The sequence below is a fragment of the Methanomassiliicoccales archaeon genome (genome assembly GCA_029907465.1).
In the GTDB taxonomy this organism is placed as follows: domain Archaea; phylum Thermoplasmatota; class Thermoplasmata; order Methanomassiliicoccales; family JACIVX01; genus JACIVX01.
Window position 1 is genome coordinate 137058 of record JARYLV010000001.1, and the last position, 21433, is coordinate 158490.

Here is a 21433-nt window from a genome sequence, read left to right on the forward strand (position 1 = left end):
CCTTTATTCTTTTTCGAACATGCCAGCCTTATAATCCTGATAGATATAAACAAGCTCGTTTTCAGAGAGGCTCCGTTTTAGGGCGATCGACGTCGCCCTAACAAGTTCTAAAAGATCAGTCGCTGTCTTCTCGTCGATCTCAATGCCTTTGGACCTGAGAACTTGAATAATAGTGTGCCGCCCCGAATGCTTGCCGATGATGATCTTCCTAGTCATTCCAACTTCTTCTGGGGAGTAGGGCTCATAGTTGCTGAGGTACTTCATCACACCATCAGTGTGAATTCCCGCTTCGTGTGCGAAGCAGTTCGAACCGACAATTGGTTTCCAATCGGGTATTGTCCTACCAGCAGCTCGCGCCACGTACTCTGCAATCTCGCGGAACCTTTGCGTCTCGATCCCTGTATCGATCTTAAGCAGATGCTTTGCCGCCATAACGATTTCTTCAAGGGGGGCGTTCCCTGTCCTTTCTCCGATACCGAGAACCGTTGTACTCACAAACGTCGCACCAGCCTGGACACCGGCGATGGCATTAGCCGTCGCCATACCGAAGTCGTTATGTGTGTGCATCTCAATCTCTAAATCGACTTCTTTAATAAGTGATGCAATCGCATCGAAAGTCCCACGTGGCTCCAATATACCCAGGGTATCGCAATAGCGGAGTCTGTCAGCACCAGCATCCTCGGCCGCCTTGGCAAATTGAATGAGAAACTCTTTATCTGCACGGGAAGCGTCCTCAGCGTTCGCCGAAATGTAGAGGCCATGGGATTTTGCATACTCGATTGATTCGACCAATCGCTCGATAACCCACTCTCTAGTTTTCCTCAATTTGTGTTCAATATGAATATCGGAAGAGGACATGGAGACCGCAACTGCATCGACATCACAGTCAATGCTGTGCGAAATATCTTCGATATTTGCCCGATTCCAACCCAGCACAGACGCGTTGAGGCCAAGTTGCGCGATTTTCTTCACACATTTCTTCTCATCACCACCCATTGCTGGGATTCCAGCTTCAATTTGCTGGACACCAATTTCATCAAGCAGCTTTGCAATTCTGATCTTCTCGATGTTCGCAAAGACTATGCCCGCTGCCTGTTCTCCATCCCTCAGGGTGGTGTCGCAAATATTGATCGGGCTCTTGCTCAATTTGGCAATGACTAGTTGCTTATCCTTCATCATTTCACATGCCTCTTTGATTTCGTTTCTCATAATTTATAGCCAGGGAGCAAATGGAAGGGTCATTGAACAACATATAGATAATTCTTTCCGCACCATTGTTCAAATATTTACCCAATGTGATAGTTATTCGACATATATTCAAGCAAATAGTCCATTTGTGGACAAGACGCTGCACCGCAACCTGATTGCCCTGAAATCAGGGCGATCGCAACTCTAGTAGGAAATGCTATTCACTTCCAAATCGATAGAATGGAAAAATCATATAATAATGTTGCCCCCGATGATCAAATGGATTCGAAAATAATATCCTAAAATGGAGGCGCTGTTTATTGAAACAAAGAATTATTCGATCTTGAATCTTAGGAGAGCTGCGATTCCGCCAAGTCCCTTAAGTTTTTTGCCTGCCTCGTGATGTTCGCTGACGATCGTTACAGTGCCCCGCGCCTCCTCGACTTTTTTAATGATATCCTCTATGTAATTCTCCCTCAATAGTGAGTCGACGATCAAAAGGGTCCGGACGGCACCGGCGGTAACGGCTCTTTCGACATTACCAGGGCCATAGGTTACTAGACCGTCCTTTGCAATTTCCGTTAGAACGTCCTCAACGAGCTTCGTTTCTGCAGCAACCCTTGAATCTTTCAAGACCTCGGCGCCTAACCCTTTCTTCATTATCTCATGAATGCCAGCTATTCCAGCCTGGCCGGTATGGAAAACAAAGGATTTCGTGAATATCTCAGGTGCACGCCGCTTCCCTTCGGCAAGAAGAGCCTCCTTCGCGAAACCAGGACCGAGTATGATAACTGGCATATCGTCAATGTGAACTTGCTTGAGTTTGTCGATCACGTCACCATAGAAATCTTCCTTATCGCTTTGCTCATACATCTTTCCTACAGATTGACGTGTTATCCGGGCAATCTCCTTGATACCGAACTGAGTGAGCATTGCGATAAGCGCTTCATCGTATTCGATTGCCACAAAAATCAAACGTGGTTGCTGGGAATCTTCGACGGCCCTCTGCAATCTCTCAAGTGCAGATCGAGGCCAATTATCCTTTGTGATCGTAATAGTTTCACCTTCTTGCAGATTAAATGTATGATAGGAACCGAGGTCTTGAGGACCTTCAACGATGGTACCAAGAATTCTCAACCTCGAATCGCTTTCCTGGAATTCGAGTTTCTCGACAGCAATGGTCAGCGTCATTCTCTTTTTCTCTCCTCGTTCAGATCTCAGCTTGTCAGTCTTGATTTCCTCCCTCCTAAAGGTTGAGCCAGTAATCCGATCGCCTGGACGGATGATGTTATAGAGGTGCCAGAGGTCGTCAAGAGAGTCGATCTGAACCTTGATTTTCCCGCTTTTTCTGTCTTGATGGAGTATTTTCATGGTTAGAACATGATATCGGAATTCATAGTCATATCTTGTTCCACTACACTGCTCTTTTATCACTGAGTTCATACCTTTAGCTTAATGTTTCGAATGATGGAACGAGGTTGAAAGCATGATGTTGGAGACCTGAATTGACTTACTATATGTGACTAATAAGGGAGCAGGGAGAATGGCACAGCCTGAATTCCCAATTGCGTTGGCAAATTCCCCCGTCTTTTTTATATGTCCCAGTTCAGACAATTCCATTGAATATTGTCCAATCGCCGGGGATAAAGGTTAAGTACCGCATATCTATACCTTCACCCTCTGATGGATTCGTGCCGCCTCATCCTCGAAGATGGAAGTGTTGTCGAGGGTGTTGGCTTTGGTTTTAAGAAAACGGTTTTTGGCGAAGTCGTTTTCAACACCGGGATGACGGGTTACCAAGAGAGTCTTACAGACCCCTCATATAGAGGACAAATTCTCATCATGTCCTTTCCCTTGATCGGGAATTACGGGGTCAACGCACAAGACTTTGAGTCGGAAAGAGTACAGGTTACTGGTTTCGTTGTCAGGGAAGTCTGTAGTGATCCTTCCCCGATGTACGGGGGAAAGACACTTGACGAATTTCTTAGGGAGTTCGAAGTACCAGGCATTTGTGGTGTCGATACGAGAGCGTTAATCATCAAGATCCGGGAACATGGAACCCTTCGCGGAGCAATCTCATACGATGAAGATGTGGAATCTGTTTTGGAAAAAGTCAAGAAAATGCCATTTCCCGCAGCATATAATCTCGTTGGAGAGGCAACTGCGAAAAAGATCGTCAAACACGAAAAGAAAAATGCGAAAACGATCGCCCTCTTTGACTGCGGATGCAAAGGCAGTATTTTGAAAGAGCTGAAGAAAAGATTTACTGTTATTCAAGTCCCGTACGATACGCCTGTAGAATTTTTCAGAAATAACGATATTGATGGTATCGTCATTTCAAACGGTCCAGGCGATCCTGCACATCCTGCACTCAGGGAAACAATTATCAAAACGATCCAGAAGATCAAGGAAGACTATCCAATTATGGGGATATGTCTCGGTAATCAAATCCTCGCACTTGCCTTTGGCGGACGAACCTACAAAATGAAATTCGGTCACAGAGGTGCGAATCAGCCCGTCAAGTTTAGGAACAAAGTTTTCATCACATCGCAAAATCACGGGTACGCGGTAGACAAGGACAGTCTGATCAACGAGGGATTTCAGGCAGACCAGATTAATGTCAACGATGGTACTGTCGAAGGAATGAGGCACTGCGAGCTCCCAATATTCTCTGTTCAGTATCACCCCGAGGCGTCACCAGGACCAACAGACACATCATTCCTCTTTGATGAGTTTGCTTCGATGCTGGAGGGGACACGATGATCGAGAAGAAACTAAAGAAATTGATGGTCATCGGCTCCGGCCCAATTATTATCGGCCAAGCTGCAGAATTCGATTTTTCTGGCTCCCAAGCTTGTAGATCTCTCAGAGAGGAGGGGTTTGAAACCGTTCTCGTGAATTCAAACCCAGCAACTATACAGACTGATTTTGAAACAGCGGATCAAGTATACATCGAACCACTCAATGCTGAAACAGTTGCCATGATTGCTGAGAAAGAGGGGGTCGATGGTATACTCTCAGGCATGGGAGGTCAAACAGCCCTGAACATCTGCTCCGAGCTCGCAGAAAATGGAACACTCGATCGACTCGGCATCAGACTCCTTGGCACCCAGCCTTTGTCGATCGCCCTCTCGGAAGATCGGGAACTTTTTAGAGACACCATGAAGAAGATCGGTGAGCCGATTCCAAAAAGTATTGCGGTGCGGAACATTGATGATGCAAAGAAGGCCGCAAGTGAATTGGGATACCCAGTGCTCGTGAGACCAGCATATACTCTTGGCGGTACGGGTAGCGGAATTGCCCGGAACGAAGAGGAACTTGAATCCATTGCCGGCAAGGGGCTCATTTACTCACGCATCCATCAGGTCCTGATCGAAGAGAATGTCCTCGGATGGAAGGAATATGAATATGAAGTTATGAGAGATAGCAAAGACAACTGCATCATCGTCTGTAGCATGGAGAATCTTGATCCCATGGGCATCCATACGGGCGAGAGCATTGTTGTCGCGCCCGCGCTTACATTAAGAGATGTTGACCATCAGAGACTTAGGAGCGCGGCGATCAAGATCATAAGGGCTTTAGGGATAGAAGGTGGGTGCAATATCCAATTCGCTTTTAACCCCGAGACTAAAGAGTACAGGGTCATCGAAGTCAACCCGAGGGTTTCAAGGTCCTCAGCACTCGCATCGAAAGCAACGGGCTATCCGATCGCAAGGGTAGCTGCAAAAATCGCCGTCGGTAAAACACTCGATGAGATCAAGAATAAAATTACTGGAAAGACCTATGCGGCATTTGAACCTGCAATTGACTACGTGGTTCTCAAAATCCCAAGGTGGCCTTTTGACAAGTTCAGAACAGTCGATCGGAGGATAGGTACCCAAATGAAAAGCACCGGAGAGGTCATGGCGATCGGGAGGACGGTTGAGGAGGCGATCATGAAAGCCGTCAGATCTCTCGAGATCGACAAAATGGACCTTGAACCGGAAAGTTGGAGTGATGCAGAACTCGAAGAAGAACTTACATGTCCAACTGATAAGAGATTGTTCGCGATTGCAGAGGCGATCAGAAGAGGAATGAACCTCGAAAGGATCGCCGACCTGACGAAATGGGACATATTCTTCATCAAAAAGATCAAAAACATCATCGATATGGAAGAAGAGATCAAAAACGCGAAGGAAATCGATAGGGACCTTCTTCTCAGGGCGAAGAAGATGGGGTTCCCCGATGAAACTATCGCGCAACTCCTAAGAGCATCGCCTGAGGAAATCAGGAAACTGAGGATTTCGCTAGGTATCGTACCAACGTATAAAATGGTCGATACCTGCGCGGCCGAATTCGAAGCCGCGACGCCTTACTTCTACTCAACCTATGAGACACATTGTGAAGCGAAAAAGTCGACGAATAAAAAAGTCGTCATCATTGGTGGAGGGCCGATCCGAATTGGACAAGGGATCGAGTTCGACTATTGCTGCGTCCATGGCGTCATGGCACTGCAGGAGGAGGGTATCGACGCAGTGATCATCAACAACAACCCAGAAACGGTCAGCACGGACTATGATATTTCAAACAGACTGTATTTCGAGCCACTGACGCTTGAGGATGTTCTCAACGTCATCGAGAAGGAAGATGCCGATGGTGTTATTCTTCAATTCGGGGGCCAGACAGCAGTCAACCTCGCTGTACCCCTGCAGAAAGCCCTCGAAGGCCGCAAGACGAGAATCTTAGGGACGGATCCAGAAATGATGGATGTCGCAGAGGATCGCAAGCTTTTCTCGGCGCTCATGGATCGCCTTGGGATTAAGCAACCAGCATCTGGGACAGGATACTCATTCGCAGAGGTCAAGGACATCGCCGCCAAAATAGGCTATCCAGTGCTCGTGAGACCGAGCTATGTACTCGGCGGCAGAGCAATGGAAATCGTTTATAATGAAAAGGAGCTCGAAACTTATGTCAGTTCGGCTGTCAAGGTCTCAAGGAAACATCCGATTCTTGTTGATAAGTATCTTTCAAACGCGATTGAGATCGATGTCGATGTCGTTTCCGACGGAGAAGATGTCTTCATTGGAGGCATCTTAGAACACATCGAAGAAGCAGGTGTGCATTCAGGCGATGCGACAATGGTCATCCCGCCACAAACCCTGTCAAAGCAAATCATCGATGAGATCATTAGCATCACTCATAAGGTTGCGCGCGCACTCCAGATCAAGGGTTTGATGAACCTTCAGTTGGCGGTCAAAGACAACGAAGTTTACATGCTTGAGGCCAATCCCCGCGCTAGTAGGACTGTACCTTTCGTATCAAAGGCAATAGGGATTCCGCTCGCAAAGATTGCGACGAAAGTCATGCTCGGTAAGACGCTGAAGGAACTGGGATTGGTCGGCGTTGCCCCGTTCGGTCATGTGGCGGTCAAAGCTTCAGTCTTCCCATTTTTGAAACTACCAGGTGTTGACAGTATCTTAGGACCTGAAATGAAGAGCACAGGGGAGGTCATGGGGATAGGCGATAGCTTCGAGGAGGCTTGCTACAAGGCATTCATTGCTGCTGGTTACAAGCTCCCCTTGAACGGTAGCGTGTATATTACGGTCAGCGATAGGGATAAGGAGGCTGTACTTCCAGTCGCGAGAGAGCTGTGGCAAATGGGCTTTACAATTTATGCAACAAAAGGAACCTCAACTTTCCTGAGGAATCACGGGATACAGACAACAACGGTGTACAGAATCAGCGAGAACATTTCGCCTGACGCTCTTGGCCTCATGAGAAAAGGAGAGATTGATCTCATTATCAACACACCGACCGAGAGCTCTGGGGCGAGAAGGGATGGGTATATGATGAGACGCCTCGCCGTTGAACTCGAAATACCTTTCATTACCACAATACAGGCGGCAAAAGCTACGGTTGGTGCTATAAAATGGGCAAGGGAAAGGAGAATCGATGTCAATGAGCTAAAGAGTTATCACCCTCCTTCAACACCGATCTCGATCTTAACGCCGCAATCATGATCCCGATTATGACGAGAGAACCGCCAAAGATCGCAATCGTTGATGGAATCTCGCCAAGTAACAGAGCTGCCAAAAGCGTCGCTCCGACAGGCTCTCCGAGAAAAGAGACGCTAATAAAGGTCGCCGGCAGATATTTTAAAGAATAATTGAAAAGAGTATGGCCAAAGATCGTCGAGACGACCGCAAGACCGAAGAAAATCGCGAGCTCCTGCGGCGGATAGGGCCAGAGAGGTGCACCAGTGATTAAACACGCCACCACTAGAAAAATCGAGGAAAAGGAGTATACAATGAAGACGTAGGTGATGAGACCCATCCTTTGCCTCATCACCCTTCCAGAAATGATGTACATCGATGCGGCAATTGCACCGAGCAGCGCCAAGAGGTTCCCTATATCCTCGCCGATTCCTACACTCCCTGAATAGATGAGAGTGACACCAGCAAAGCCTACAAATGCGCCGATCATCCAGTGACGAACAGGCTCACGAAAAAATAAGCTAGAAAGGATGCAAACGATGAGCGGATGGGATGTTACGAGGATGACAGCATTTGCGATTGTTGTTAATTTTACAGCAGAAATGAAGAAGAAAAAATGAAGGGCGAGCATGAACCCCACGATCGAGAGAGAAATAAGCTGTCTGCTTGACATCTTCTTCAATTCCGCTCGTGAAACACTCACTGCAACAGGCAGGAGAAGAAGTGAGGTCAGCCCCATACGGTAAGCAGCAATAACAAGAGGAGGAGCATCGCTCCAACGGATAAAAATAGAGGAAAATGAGATGCCGATAATGGCAATGAACGCGCAGACATAGGGATTCAGGCGGATTTCCAGATCAGGTGTAATCGGACAATCCCCCTAATGGATCAAGATGCTGCGAACGCCGCGACACGCTTTGATTGATGGAATCAGTTCTGGTGGGACAGGACTTTCCGTAATAACATAGAGACGGGGCTCCTCCGAGAGCTCAGGGTCATCGACGATTGCTTGTCTGATGCTGATACCAGCACTTGCGATAACTCCGGCAACATCTGCGAGTATACCTGGCATTTGGGCATCGACGGGGATGATTTCAATTGCACTCCAGCCCATGACAGGGGCGACATCCTTAAAAAGAGCAGTAGGGCGCAATTGGGAATATACATTGAGGAGTTCATCGTGTGACATGATCGTTTCAACCGCTGCTCTGACGATCCTCCTATCAACGCCAGCCGCCCGAGCGACAGCAACGTCTGCGACCTCAACATCACCGCAGAAAATCGTGCGGTCGCTGACGCGCAGCCCGTACTGGAGTAAGAGCTTGGCGACCTTTGCCTGCGACGGATATCGTCCGAAGTATTTTGCCAATGAACGCCACATCTAATCGATACAATGTGGTTCCAATAGAAAACGCTTTCCAATTTAATGATTAGTGATGAACAAAATAGTGCTACATTGATCTCATTAAACATCTGAATTGAAGAGTGCGTTGCATCAAGTTGCAATATGAATAAGTGGTAATCGGCGCAACTCAATAAGAGTCAAGATCTTTGAACTTCACCAGCAAGCGAGTGGGGGCCTTTTCGATACCAATTCAACAAGAAATTAATTATTCTGTATTCCGATCATTAATCCAGGAGGATAAGTTGAATTCTGGAGATGGGGAGAAAATACAAGGACAGTCAAAGAAGCCGATAAAAGCCACAAAAATCGTAGGAGGCGTAATTATCGCAGTTTGTGTGGTCGCGCTGGTCTTGATTTTCGTGGACATATACGGCACAGACCTCTGGAATTTGAGCCCCGCTCGAAACCTGGAAGGCACGTGGGAAAGCACCTTTGATTGTATCTATTATGAGCTTGACCCGTTCTTCGAAAACACCAGACAGGTCAAAGTCTGGGGACAGTTCAGCATGCAACTGCATCAAGACGGTGATTCCGTCAGCGGTATAATGGACATCACACCCACATCGTGGGAGTATCTCACGGAGTACCATATTCCTCCGGTAAACCACCATTTCCATTTCACAGGATCCGTTGAGGGCGGCAACCTGACTATCACCTCTGACGATACCGCACCTTGGATCATCACGATCAGATTCGCGTTTACGAGTGACATTATGACCGGCACAATTTCAGGAAACATGATTGACTCAGACCAAAACGCGATCGTTCTTACAAAACAATGAAAGATAAGGGAAGAAATCGCTGGGATTAAAATCCGAAGACTCGATTACCAAAAAGGTGGCATATAAAGCCAGGGTAAACGAGAGGTGAGACTCGTCGAATTCGACCAATTTTCAGCTTTACATCCACTATAAGTGTCAGAGTGGAAATCCATCATTAGCGACTGGTTTATCGATCGTCGATCCATATCTCGGCACATTGTTTCGTTAGTGCATCGAGGCACTGCAGCGTTCCATTTATTCATATGACTGGATATTCTTCATGACTGTCGGCCTTTCGACATGAAAAATTGAGGAAATTAAAGGATGGTCAAAGGATTCCTCACTTGCCTCTATTCCTTCTTGATGCAAGTTTTGATCGATTAGGTAGCATTCCAGTCGTCGTGGGCGTAATTCTCAATACTTGAGTACACCGAGATCGATACTTAGTAAGTCCTACAAGACTAGCTAGTTGAGCAAGGATGACAGAAAGAATTATAAGCGTGCTAAGTATTGTCACGCTCCGCCCGAGGTGGTATTGTGCTTGGGAAGAGCATACGCATGGAGCGAATCATGGACAGAAAAACAGGAAGGGCCGTGATTGTGCCGATGGATCATGGCATTTCACTTGGCCCGATCGATGGATTGGTTGATATGAAAAAAACGATTGACATGGTAGCGGATGGCGGTGCAACAGCCGTCGTTCTTCACAAAGGAATTGTTCAGTATGGTCATCGTTCGTTTGGCCGCGACATTGGACTGATAGTTCACCTTTCTGCAAGTACAAATCTCGGCACTGATCCAAATGAAAAAGTCATCGTAACGAGCGTTGAAGAAGCTATTAAACTAGGTGCCGATGCTGTCTCGATTCACATCAATCTTGGATCGAACACCGAGTCCCAAATGCTAAGAGATTTTGGGGAGATCGCGAGAAAATGTAACGAATGGGGAATGCCCCTGCTCGTGATGATTTACCCCCGAGGAAAAAATATCAGGGACTCTTTCGATGTGGATTTGGTAAAACACTGCGCAAGGGTGGCGGCGGAACTCGGGGCTGATGTCATCAAGACAAATTACACTGGTGATATCGATTCATTCAAGGAAGTCGTCAAAGGTGCTCTGGCGCCAGTTGTCATCGCGGGCGGCCCCAAAATGGATTCAGACGAGAGGCTTCTCCAAATGGTCAAAGACTCAATAGAAGCTGGGGGGAAGGGCGTTTCGATCGGCAGGAATGTCTTCCAGCACAGGGACGTCGTCGGGATCACAAAGGCAATTTCAAAAATCGTTTTAGAAGATGCAAGTGTTGAAGAAGCGATGAGAATACTGATGTGATCAAATGCCTGGGGATCGAAAGGGAAGAATCATTTGGGTTAGTGCGGCAAAAGCATCATCTCGAGAAGAGAGAAAGAAAATAGTAACGACGGCATTAGAGAGCGGGTTTGTGGACATTCTCATCAGAGAAGAAGATAAAGAATTCAAGAAGCTAGGGAAGTTTGATGCTTTCATCCTCAAGGGAGACGAAGTGTTCCTCGATGATTCCCTCGTTGGACACGTTCTCACAGTCAAGAAGGCCGATGACCTCAGGAAGGCAAGCGAATTGAAAGACAAGATTGAATTCGTTATCATCAAGACTCTTGATTGGAAAATCATTCCACTTGAGAACCTCATTGCAGAATTTCAAAAGTCGAAAACGAAGCTCCTTGCTTCAACATCAAGCCCAGACGAAGCGAAATTGTTTACGGAGACGCTCGAGGTCGGCGTTTCGGGCATTGTCATTGAGCCAAATTCTCCCAGGAGCCTAAAGGAGTTTCATGGCGTTGTCTCAAGGGAATTGCCACCGATCAAGTTGACTGCAGTACCTGTTAGCAGAATCGTACCGCTATCTTTGGGCGACAGAGTGTGTGTTGATACTTGTTCATTACTTAGAATAGGAGAGGGTATGCTCGTTGGCTCTCAATCCGCCTGCCTTTTCCTTGTCCATTCAGAGAGCCTTGAAAGCGAGTATGTCGCTTCGAGACCTTTCAGAGTGAATGCTGGGGCAGTACATGCATACATTCTCGGGCCTGATGGAAAGACAAAGTATCTTTCTGAAATCTCGAGCGGTGACGAGCTACTCGCAGTCGACACTAGCGGGAACTGTAGGACGGTCGTTGTTGGTAGGGCCAAGATTGAGCGAAGACCTCTCATCCTCGTAGAGATTGATGCAAACGGAAAGAAATACACAACAATCCTTCAGAACGCGGAAACGATACGGCTTTGCACACCAGATGGTTCAGTTTCTGTGGCAGATTTGAAAGAAGGACAGAAGGTACTGGTAAAACTTGATGAGGGCGGAAGACACTTTGGCCACGCCATTAATGAAACGATTGTGGAGAGATGATGAGACTTTGCGTTTCTATCGCCGAAAAAAACCTGGAAGATGCAATGGCCGTCGCCAGGAATATTCTTACGAAATCTCCAGATTTAATTGAGATTAGGTTCGACATTATGGATTCCTTGCCGCAGAAGCTCGATGTGTTCAAAGAGATACCAGTTCCTAAGATCGCCACACTACGGTCCGTTGACCAAGGTGGAAAGTTCACGGGTACTGATGATGAAAAACTGAAATTCATGGTACGGGCGGCAGAATCAGGATTTGAAGTCATCGATATCGAATCCAATCCGAACTTGATGAAAATGATTGGGGGCGCGATTCGAAACACGAAGATCATTTGCTCAACGCACGATTTTACTGGCACCCCAGATGCATCAACGGTGATAGAACTCCTCGTCAAAAATGCTGCGAGGAGTGATATCGCTAAAGTCGCGTTCCAAGTGAACTCAATTCATGATCTATTATCTATCATTGACGGGGCCGAAGGCTTCAAGGAAACTGGAAATGAATTCATCATCATCGGGATGGGGGAACTCGGAACCATAACGAGGATTCTCGCACACAAACTCGGATGCACTTTCACCTATGTTGCAGCTGAACCAGGGAAAGAAACGGCACCAGGTCAGCTCGATATCGAGACAATGAGATTTCTCGGCGACGACCCCATAATTACTGGTATAACTGGCTACCCTCTTTCTCACAGTATTTCGCCAATACTTCACAATGCTGCATTTCGAGCTCTTAAAATCCCTGGACGTTATTTGACCTTCCCCGCGAAAAAAGATGAACTAGAGGATCTTGTGAGCATTGTCATCGATCTGGGGATCCGGGGGCTCAATGTCACGATCCCGCACAAGGAAGATATCATTCCTTACATCGATAAAATAGACAGTAGTGCGTCTCAGACTGGCGCAGTTAACACGGTGCTCAACAGGGATGGGACTTTGATCGGCTATAACACTGATCTCTATGGCGTTGACATGACCTTTAGGAAGAATGGAGTTGATCCTTCAGGAAAAGAAACCCTTATCATCGGTGCTGGAGGCGCAGCGAGAGCTTGCTGTGCATATCTCCTTGGAAAAGGAGCGAAGGTTTATATTGTGAACAGGACACGTGAAAGAGCAGAAGCATTGATCGAGGACTTCGAGAATAAAATACAACTTCTTGAGACGGCGGAATTGAGACAAAGGAAATTCGATGTCATCATCAACTGCACCCCGCTGGGTATGAAAGGATTTCCAGATACGACACCCGTTAATACAGAAGTCTTCTCACCGGGTCAATTTGTCTTCGATACAATTTACAATCCTCCCAAGACCAAATTCCTTGAGGATGCCGAGCGGCGTGGCGCTACGATTTCATCTGGTCTTGAGATGCTCATCGCCCAAGCTGAAAAAGCGTTTGAGATTTGGACAGGCGTCACCCCGCCACACGAGATCATGTTGGCCGCTGCGCAGGAGGCACTGACATGAAAGGGGAGGCATTTGCTCACGGAGCTGCGACAATCGTCAATGCGATCGCTACGGGCAAAGGAGCGGCGTTTGGCATCGGCCTAAAGACATGGGCAGAAGTGGAGATAGTCCATGGGGATGGCGTTGTCGCGGAAATTGAGGGGTTCGGGCACGAGGACACAACGTTGATTAGAAAATGCGTTGAAGCGGTGCTCGCCCGTTACTTCCCTAGAAAGGGACTTGGGGCGAAGGTGAGAACGAGGTCTGAGATCCCGATCTCTAGGGGACTGAAGAGCAGTAGCGCGGCAGCTAATGCCGTCATTTTCGCAACACTGAGGGCTATCGGGGCGGAGTACGAAAGTCTCGAAGCGATTAAGATCGGAACGAAATGTGCAATTGAATCTGGCGTTTCGATCACAGGCGCACTCGACGACGCCTGCGCTTCCTTTTACGGTGGAGTTGTGATCACAGACAACAACAAGGGGACGATCATCAAAAGAGATTCGATGCCTGATGGTTTGAAGGTTCTGATCCATGTACCAGATTTTCAGATCAGAAAAAACCGCCTGCCGCTCGATAGTATCAGATCGATAAGAAATATCGTGGAACTCGCATATGAGCGTGCGCTTGCTGGTGATTATTTCACAGCTATGACTCTCAATGGACTTGCTTACGGCGCCGCACTCAATATCGGTCAAGAAATTGCGATCAGGGCATTAAGCAAGGGAGCGAAAGCCGCTGGTTTGTCTGGGACGGGACCAGCGACTGTTATTCTAATTGAGGAGGAACAGCTTGATGACTTTCTTGGGGATTTCGAAGATGTGAAGTTTATTGTGACCGACATTTATAATGGAGAGCTGCATACTCAGGAAAAGGGAGATCAGCGATGAAACTTCTTGTTAAGCCATCAACGGTTGACGGCACAATTCCGTCATCGCCCTCAAAGAGTTATACGCACAGAGCGATGGTTCTTGCTCAACTAGCTAACGGCACGTCAACGCTGAGGCGCGTTCTGCTGAGTGGCGATACAATCGCGACGTTGCGTGCGATCCAGCTACTTGGTGCTGAGGTAACTGTTACGGGCGATATTTGCACGGTGAAAGGCGGGGAATTCGTATGTCCTGAAGATGTTATCGATGTTGAGAACTCGGGAACAACGATTAGACTCATTGCTGGCGTCGCTTCGCTATTACCATGCATCACCATACTGACAGGGGACGAGTCTATACGCCAGAGACCAATGCAGCCATTGATTGATGCGTTAACAGAGATGGGGGTCTATTGCGTCTCCACGAGAGGCGATGGTCGCGCACCGCTCGTCATCAGAGGGCCAAATCATGGAAAAGTCGCACATATCAGGGGGGATGTGAGTTCCCAATTCATTTCGTCACTGCTCATCTCTTCGCCGCTCAAGGAGGTTGATACTGATATTATCTTGACGACACCCTTGAAGTCCAGACCGTATGTCGAGATCACGATCGAGATGATGAAAAGGTTCGGCGGCGAATGCTATGAATCACGAGAGGGATTCCACGTCCCAGGGGACCAGGAATACAAGCCTTGTGATTATACGATACCTGGCGATTATTCCTCTGCCGCTTTTCCACTTGTTGCAGGTGCATTAGCTGGTACAGTCACAGTTACGGGCCTCGACCTTGGGGACCGTCAAGGGGATAAGTTGATCCTCGATATACTTGAACAGTTCGGGGCATATGTGGAACGGCAACCTTCAAAGGTCACCGTTTCGGCCGGCGAACTCAAAGGAATAGATATTGATATGTCCAATTCACCAGATCTGTTCCCAATCGTCTCCGTACTTGCGGCTGTTGCAAAAGGAGAGACGAATCTTTATAATGCTGAACACGTCCGACTGAAGGAAAGCGACAGGATCAGCACGACTGTGAGTTTCCTCAGATCCATGGGAGCACATATTGATGAGAGGAGGGACGGTTGTCTGATACGAGGACCGAACAAATTGCGCGGTGCGGTTATCAATTCTCACAGCGACCATAGGATTCTCATGGCAGCCGCCATAGCGGGTCTTGTCGCAGACGGTGAAACGATCATTACAGACGGGAAGTGCTACGAGGTCTCGTATCCGTCATTCATCAATGACATGCGCGCCCTCGGCGCTTCAATGGAGTTGATCGAATGAACACCATCGGTACCCTCTTCAGGCTCACCCTTTTCGGAACGAGTCATGGACCTTGCATCGGATGTGTAGTTGATGGTTGTCCGCCAGGACTAAGCATTGACGAAGAGACAATCCAGAAGGAGCTCGAATTGCGGAAACCTGACACCGAAGTTGGGACAACAAGAACGGAAGACGATAGTGTTCAAATCCTTTCTGGCATTATCAATGGAATTACAACAGGTGCCCCGATTACGCTGACCCTAGTGAACAAGGATACTGATAGCTCAAAATACGAAATCTTCAGGAGAATACCAAGACCAGGGCATGCTGATTATCCTGCGCTGATGAAATACGGAAGATTTCATGATCTTCGGGGGGGAGGCCAATTTTCAGGCCGAATGACGGTTGCAATTGTCGCGGCTGGTGCCATCGCAAAAATATTGCTCAGACAGATCGATGTAAGTATCGCGGCATACACACAATCTATTGGAAAGATTGTTGATAATGATGAGCACTCCTTTGACGACATTCTCAACGAACGCGTGAAGAATTCTATCAGGGCAGCCAGTAGTAGATACGCCGATTTAATGAAAAAAGAGATCCTGGAAGCAAAAGAAGATGGAGATAGCGTGGGCGGCGTTGTTAAGTGTATTGTCGTCGGGCTCCCAGTCGGTGTCGGCGAGCCGTTCTTCGATACTCTAGAGGGGGAGCTTGCAAAAATGATATTTGCAATCCCAGCCGTCAGGGGGATCGAGTTCGGAGCCGGCTTCAGAGCCGCGATGATGAGGGGTTCGGAGCATAACGATCCCTATGTGATCGAAAAAGGCAGGATCTCGACCCTGTCAAACAATTCTGGCGGCGTTCTAGGAGGTTTATCGGTAGGAACACCGCTCGTATTCAGAGTGGCATTCAAGCCGACATCCTCAATCAAGAAAAAACAACAGAGCATCGATATCGATAGGCTCGAGCCAGCAACCCTAAAGATCGAAGGAAGACATGACCCCTGCGTCGTGCCGAGGGCGGTTGCCGTCGTCGAAGCGGCAACGGCAATTACCCTAGCAGATCTGTGCATGCGAGGTGGTTTCATTGACTAACCAACTTGACCAGCTCCGACAGCGGATCGAAGAAATTGACAATGGTATTATGAAACTCATAACTGAGAGAATCGAAGTGGGAAAGGAGATTGGGCGCATTAAGCTCCAGAACGCAATACCTTTGCGAAATGAAGAAATCGAAGAAAAGGTCGTTTCAAGATACGTTAACTGGGCTTCGAAGATTGGTATTAGCGAAAATTCAGCGCGAAATTTATCCTCCATTCTTATCGGTGAAACGATAGAGGCGCAGTGCAAGGCGATCAGGAGCGAGAAGTCTTCGAGTGTCCTCGTTGTCGGTGGCGCAGGGAAGATGGGAAGATGGCTTTCTAAATATCTTGCCGCCAGAGGACACCGTATCATCGTTCACGATAAGATCAAAAGCGAGCTATTTCCATCTGTTGAGAGAATCGATGATATCGTCCAAAATGTAGATTTTGTAATAATCGCGACACCGATCTCGACGGTTGAGAGTTGCTTGAAGGAAATCATCGCTGGAGAACCTAAGGGGGTCATCTTCGACATTGCCTCAATCAAAACTCCGATCATCAATTCACTCAAAGACGCAGCGAAAAGGGGATACGCTGTTTGCAGCGTTCATCCGATGTTCGGGCCGAGTACAAGTTCAATCTGGGACAAGAATATTATTGTCTGCGATTGTGGTTCAAGGGAAGCGGTTGAGGCGGCCGTTGATCTGATCGGAAGGTCGACTGCGAGAATTATCAGAATGCCGATAGATGAGCATGATCCGCTAATGGCTTATGTACTCGGCATGAGTCATGCGATCAACATCGCATTCATCAGCGCACTTGAAAAAAGCGGATACAAAGCGAAGATGCTAGAAAGTGTTGCATCAACGACTTTCGAAAAACAGTTAGCCACAAGCAGAGACGTGGCAAATGAAAATGCTCATCTCTATTTTGAAATCCAGCACTTTAACCCATACAATGTCACGGTCATTGATCAACTCATTCAATCACTCGAAGAGATCAAAATAGCTGGATTGAACGAGGATCGAACTACATTCCTCAATATCATGAAAAATGGACGCAAATTTTTGGGAGGCGAGTGAATGGACAAAATCGAAGTTGCCGTGCTAGGTGCGACTGGTATGATAGGCCAGCGGTTTGTTCAGCTTTTGGAGGACCATCCATATTTCGAAATCAGGGGGCTATACGCCTCAGAACGCTCAGAGGGCAAGAAGCTTGCGGAAGTGTTAAAACTGAAAGACTATACATTCAAAGAAGAGACCCTCGAAATGGTTGTGGAGCAGATTGATGTTGATAAAATCGCGAAAGATGTGAGGTTGGCGTTTAGTGGACTGCCTAGCGATATCGCAAAGGAGTATGAGGCGTCCCTTGCATCGAAAGGAGTTGCTGTCTTCTCCAATGCCGCTTCTCATAGAATGAGGGACGATGTACCCCTTTTGATTCCAGAAGTCAACCCGGACCATCTCGCATTGATTGAGAGGCAGCAAACCTACAAAGATGGCGGCTACATTGTGACAAATCCAAATTGTTCGACGACTGGCCTTGCGCTTCCACTCAAGGCAATCGATGACGCATTCGGTATAGATTTGGTTGTCGTTTCCACCTACCAGGCCGTTTCTGGCGCTGGTTACCCCGGCGTTCCTTCACTCGATATCCTCGGGAACATTATCCCTTTTATCAAGAACGAGGAGGAAAAGATGGAGAGTGAAATCCTCAAACTCCTCGGAAAACTGACAGATCAAGGTGTAAGATTCGCTGATTTCGAGGTTCTCGCGAACTGTGCGAGAGTGCCGGTCATTGACGGTCACCTGGAATCAGTGACACTTAAGTTGAAAACGAGTCCCACACTGGAGGAATTTAGGGACGCCCTCGAAAGGTTTACGAGTGAAGCACAGCGACTTAACCTCCCAACGATTCCGCGCGTCCCCATTGTCGTAAGAACGGAGATGGACAGACCTCAACCGTTGATGGACGCTTATGCAGGAGAACCTCGAAGAGCAAGAGGAATGGTTGTAACGGTCGGGAGGATTCGAAAAAAGAATAATTATTACAAGATGTTCATTCTCTCACATAATACCATAAGAGGTGGTGCAGGCGGATCAGTTTCAAATGCCGAGCTCGCGTATGCGAAGAAAATGCTTTTCTGATGAGGCGCACAAAGGTATAAATCTTAACAATTGTTACCACTATTTTATCTACGCTGACCAAGCGGTGATTTAATGACGAGAACCTACGAAGAAATCAATGAGAAAATTAAAAAAGGCGACGTCGTGGTGATGACCGCAGAAGAGGTCATTAAGGTCGTCGAAAGTCAAGGGCTAGAAAGTGCAACGAAAGAAGTCGATGTGGTCACGACAGGCACTTTCGGTGCTATGTGCTCGTCAGGTGCTTTTCTCAACTTCGGCCATTCAGAACCTCCGATAAAGATGCAAAAGGTGTGGCTCAATGGCGTTCCCGCTTATACAGGACTCGCCGCCGTGGATGCTTATATCGGGGCAACCGAACTCAAGGAAAACGGAGATCTGGATTACGGTGGCGCGCATGTCATAGAGGAATTAATTGCGGGGAAACCCGTTTACCTCAGGGCAACTGCCTACGGAACGGATTGCTATCCTAGGCGTAGCATTGAAACATACATCTCCCTGAAAACGATCAACCAGGCGTATCTCTATAACCCGAGGAATGCGTATCAGAACTACGCAGTCGCGACGAATTCATCAGACACTACTCTTTTCACGTATATGGGGAAGCTCCTGCCGAACTATGGCAATGCGACGTTTAGCAGTGCTGGGCAGCTTTCCCCATTGCTCAAAGATCCGCTCTGCAGGACGATTGGAATAGGCACAAGGATTTTCATTGGCGGGGCAAAAGGATTCGTTGCATGGGAAGGCACACAATACAACACCACGGTTCCGACAAAAAATGGCGTGCCGTTGCGACCTGGAAGGACACTTGCCGTCATTGGTGATATGAAAGAGATGTCAACAGAGTTCATCAGGGCACTTTATTTCCACCGTTATGGCGTCTCCCTCGCTGTTGGCATCGGTGTACCGATTCCAATTTTGGACCAGGAAGTCATGAAATTTGCATCCCTCAGCGACAAGGATCTCTTTGCGCCTGTGCTTGATTATTCACTTCAATCAAGGAACAGAAAGCCGCTGAAAGAGGTCAGTTATGCGGAATTGAGGAGCGGGTCGATCGAGCTCTTTGGAAAGAAAGTGAGAACTTCATCCCTCTCAAGCTACTACAAGGCAAGGGTTATAGCGGAGAAGTTGAAGAAGATGATTGAAGAAGGGGAATTCCTGATTTCTAGACCAGTTCAGCCATTGCCAGAGGAGCGATCGTTCAAACCGCTCGACATCAGGTCGAAAGAGGAGGTGTGATCATGGTGAAGAAAAAATACCTCCTGAGCTTCACACCTGCGATCGTCAACGAGCCAATTACGTACAAGATGATCAAAGAATACGACCTCCTCGTCAATATTCTGCGCGCCGAGGTCAGCGAAAGAGGTGGAAGGCTTCTAATCGAAGTTGAGGGGAAACCCTCGCAGATGAACAAAGGAATTTCCTTTTTGAAGGATGCGGGTGTCGAGGTTAGGGAACTGAACGAATACGTGAACAGGGATGAAGATCGTTGCACTAATTGCGGCGCTTGCCTCTCGATTTGTCCAGCCGACGCGTTTGAGATGGACAAGCAGACATGGAAAGTGCTTTTCAAAGGAGATCGATGCATCGCATGTGGCCTTTGCATCGATACCTGCCCACCGAGAGCAATGAAATTACGGATATGGTAACAAAGAAACATTTTGAAATCGGAGAGACGGCCGTTAACATCATTGCAGAAGAGCGTTTCATTCCTGCGGCAGAGGCCTCCATCTTTAACTCAAGAGAACAGATCATCCGCTTCGCGCTCTCGGACCCTTTTTTCCTTGTGACGCTCGAACCATATGAGCCGCCTTCGTCTGCTCCTCCAATTGTGAGGAGAATGTGCGAAGTTTCGAGAAGGGCTGGCGTAGGACCAATGGCGGCGGTTGCGGGCATTATTGCAGAAGAAGCTGTTAGGGCAATGGTGGCTGAAGGCGCAGATCACGCGATCGTCGACAACGGCGGCGACATTGCAATGAAACTGAAAGTGCCAGTAGAAATCGGGATCTACGCAGGCGATCATTACAAAGGGAAGATCGGATTCAGATGCGAACCGAGAGAAGGAATCTTTGGCATCTGCACGTCCTCAGGAAAGGTAGGACACTCGATTTCATTTGGCATTTCTGACGCCGCCACAGTTGTTGCGGAAGATGTGGCCCTTGCAGACGCATGCGCGACACTTCTTGGTAATCTCATTAAATCGGATGATGAGGAAATTGTGCGAGCAGCACTAGACAAAGTTTGCTCGATAAATGGAGTTGAAGGGACGATGGTCATTGTGGGAGACAAAGTGGCACTCAAAGGCAAACTACCAAGGCTCATTAGGACAGATTTCTCCGAAAAAGCAATTTCGAGAATTGAATTCGCGTTCAATTAAACGATTGACTGATAACTTGCATCAGTAAATAGATTCTGGCTTTGGGATGAAAACATCGCTCTTGAAGATTCTCATGTAAAAATTAACGCAAAAAAATTAAAAAGGGGGAGCGAAAGGAAGCGCTCAGACGATGCGCTTCCCAGCTTCTTGAGAAGCACTCTGATTCCAGATTTCGATAGGTTCCAAAGTCCAGACGCCTCTCGCCGATAGATTCATCTTTGCAAGTCGCTCATTCATCGCATTGACTAACTGTCCAGACGTAAGGAAATCTTTAACCCTCGCTTTGATTTCATATGATTTCATACCGCTGACGAGAAGTATCGAGGCCGTTTCATTTTTCTTTTTCATCTCTTGTAGATTGTTGCTCGTTTTCTGCATAAGCACCGCTCCGACTGCGAGCGTATCAGGAGCTGGCGCAATGAGACTTCCTACATGGATTAAATGGACTGATCCTCTCGAATCCTTTGTCCCTAGAATCTTGGCTGTCGTTGGCTCGTTAATGATTTTCATTATTTCATCCGGGATTTGCACCATTTTTTCACCCTCTCA

General features: G+C 47.5%; 19 protein-coding genes. 14 read left to right on the forward strand and 5 right to left on the reverse strand.

All coding sequences use genetic code 11. The features are described from left to right. Positions 1 to 3: 3 nt before the first annotated feature. Both nifV and QHH00_00620 read right to left on the reverse strand, forming a co-directional pair. Positions 4 to 1179, reverse strand: coding sequence for a homocitrate synthase (nifV, locus tag QHH00_00615; GenBank protein ID MDH7507886.1), 1176 nt, complete (start codon positions 1177 to 1179; stop codon positions 4 to 6). Positions 1180 to 1521: 342 nt separating this feature from the next. Further along, positions 1522 to 2631 carry an mRNA surveillance protein pelota gene (locus tag QHH00_00620; GenBank protein ID MDH7507887.1) on the reverse strand — a complete coding sequence of 370 codons (1110 nt, stop codon included), beginning with the start codon at positions 2629 to 2631 and terminating at the stop codon, positions 1522 to 1524. A gap of 240 nt (positions 2632 to 2871) precedes the next feature. Between QHH00_00620 and carA the strand changes: the two genes are divergently transcribed. Both carA and carB read left to right on the forward strand, forming a co-directional pair. Next, a complete protein-coding gene (gene carA, locus QHH00_00625) occupies positions 2872 to 3951 on the forward strand; it encodes a glutamine-hydrolyzing carbamoyl-phosphate synthase small subunit (GenBank protein ID MDH7507888.1) in 1080 nt (359 codons plus the stop codon). Continuing rightward, the gene (gene carB, locus QHH00_00630; GenBank protein MDH7507889.1) at positions 3948 to 7187 is read left to right on the forward strand and encodes a carbamoyl-phosphate synthase large subunit; all 3240 of its coding nucleotides are present in this window, start codon (positions 3948 to 3950) and stop codon (positions 7185 to 7187) included. The genes carA and carB overlap by 4 nt, the downstream gene beginning before the upstream one ends. Here carB and QHH00_00635 read toward each other — a convergent pair. Both QHH00_00635 and QHH00_00640 read right to left on the reverse strand, forming a co-directional pair. Next, the gene (locus QHH00_00635; GenBank protein ID MDH7507890.1) at positions 7123 to 8004 is read right to left on the reverse strand and encodes an EamA family transporter; all 882 of its coding nucleotides are present in this window, start codon (positions 8002 to 8004) and stop codon (positions 7123 to 7125) included. The two genes, carB and QHH00_00635, sit on opposite strands and share 65 nt — an antisense overlap. A gap of 36 nt (positions 8005 to 8040) precedes the next feature. Beyond that, positions 8041 to 8541: a regulator of amino acid metabolism, contains ACT domain protein gene (locus tag QHH00_00640; GenBank protein MDH7507891.1), complete on the reverse strand. Its 501-nt coding sequence runs from the start codon at positions 8539 to 8541 to the stop codon at positions 8041 to 8043. Between the two features lie 266 nt (positions 8542 to 8807). Here QHH00_00640 and QHH00_00645 point away from each other — a divergent pair, with 266 nt between their 5' ends. From QHH00_00645 to QHH00_00700, 12 genes are all read left to right on the forward strand, one after another. Continuing rightward, positions 8808 to 9347 (forward strand): hypothetical protein, encoded by a 540-nt coding sequence (locus QHH00_00645; GenBank protein MDH7507892.1) that lies wholly within the window; start codon positions 8808 to 8810, stop codon positions 9345 to 9347. 516 nt (positions 9348 to 9863) lie between these two features. After that, a complete protein-coding gene (locus QHH00_00650; protein MDH7507893.1) occupies positions 9864 to 10655 on the forward strand; it encodes a 2-amino-3,7-dideoxy-D-threo-hept-6-ulosonate synthase in 792 nt (263 codons plus the stop codon). Positions 10656 to 10659: 4 nt separating this feature from the next. Next, positions 10660 to 11703 carry a 3-dehydroquinate synthase II gene (locus QHH00_00655; protein ID MDH7507894.1) on the forward strand — a complete coding sequence of 348 codons (1044 nt, stop codon included), beginning with the start codon at positions 10660 to 10662 and terminating at the stop codon, positions 11701 to 11703. Beyond that, on the forward strand, positions 11703 to 13169 hold the full coding sequence (aroE, locus tag QHH00_00660) for a shikimate dehydrogenase (GenBank protein MDH7507895.1): 1467 nt from the start codon (positions 11703 to 11705) through the stop codon (positions 13167 to 13169). Before QHH00_00655 ends, aroE begins: the two co-directional genes overlap by 1 nt. Then, the gene (locus tag QHH00_00665) at positions 13166 to 14038 is read left to right on the forward strand and encodes a shikimate kinase (GenBank protein ID MDH7507896.1); all 873 of its coding nucleotides are present in this window, start codon (positions 13166 to 13168) and stop codon (positions 14036 to 14038) included. Before aroE ends, QHH00_00665 begins: the two co-directional genes overlap by 4 nt. Then, positions 14035 to 15303 (forward strand): 3-phosphoshikimate 1-carboxyvinyltransferase, encoded by a 1269-nt coding sequence (gene aroA, locus QHH00_00670; protein ID MDH7507897.1) that lies wholly within the window; start codon positions 14035 to 14037, stop codon positions 15301 to 15303. The genes QHH00_00665 and aroA overlap by 4 nt, the downstream gene beginning before the upstream one ends. Then, a complete protein-coding gene (aroC, locus tag QHH00_00675; protein MDH7507898.1) occupies positions 15300 to 16376 on the forward strand; it encodes a chorismate synthase in 1077 nt (358 codons plus the stop codon). Before aroA ends, aroC begins: the two co-directional genes overlap by 4 nt. After that, positions 16369 to 17445 (forward strand): prephenate dehydrogenase/arogenate dehydrogenase family protein, encoded by a 1077-nt coding sequence (locus QHH00_00680; GenBank protein ID MDH7507899.1) that lies wholly within the window; start codon positions 16369 to 16371, stop codon positions 17443 to 17445. The genes aroC and QHH00_00680 overlap by 8 nt, the downstream gene beginning before the upstream one ends. Next, positions 17446 to 18510, forward strand: a complete 1065-nt coding sequence (gene asd / locus QHH00_00685; GenBank protein MDH7507900.1) for an aspartate-semialdehyde dehydrogenase — start codon at positions 17446 to 17448, stop codon at positions 18508 to 18510. Positions 18511 to 18582: 72 nt separating this feature from the next. Continuing rightward, a complete protein-coding gene (locus QHH00_00690; protein MDH7507901.1) occupies positions 18583 to 19746 on the forward strand; it encodes a homocysteine biosynthesis protein in 1164 nt (387 codons plus the stop codon). Positions 19747 to 19748: 2 nt separating this feature from the next. Then, the gene (locus tag QHH00_00695) at positions 19749 to 20156 is read left to right on the forward strand and encodes an NIL domain-containing protein (protein ID MDH7507902.1); all 408 of its coding nucleotides are present in this window, start codon (positions 19749 to 19751) and stop codon (positions 20154 to 20156) included. After that, positions 20150 to 20884, forward strand: a complete 735-nt coding sequence (locus QHH00_00700; GenBank protein ID MDH7507903.1) for a UPF0280 family protein — start codon at positions 20150 to 20152, stop codon at positions 20882 to 20884. The genes QHH00_00695 and QHH00_00700 overlap by 7 nt, the downstream gene beginning before the upstream one ends. Positions 20885 to 21007: 123 nt before the next feature. Here QHH00_00700 and QHH00_00705 read toward each other — a convergent pair whose 3' ends face one another. Then, entirely contained in the window at positions 21008 to 21418 is a 411-nt protein-coding gene (locus QHH00_00705; GenBank protein ID MDH7507904.1) for a hypothetical protein, read from the reverse strand. Positions 21419 to 21433: the final 15 nt, after the last annotated feature.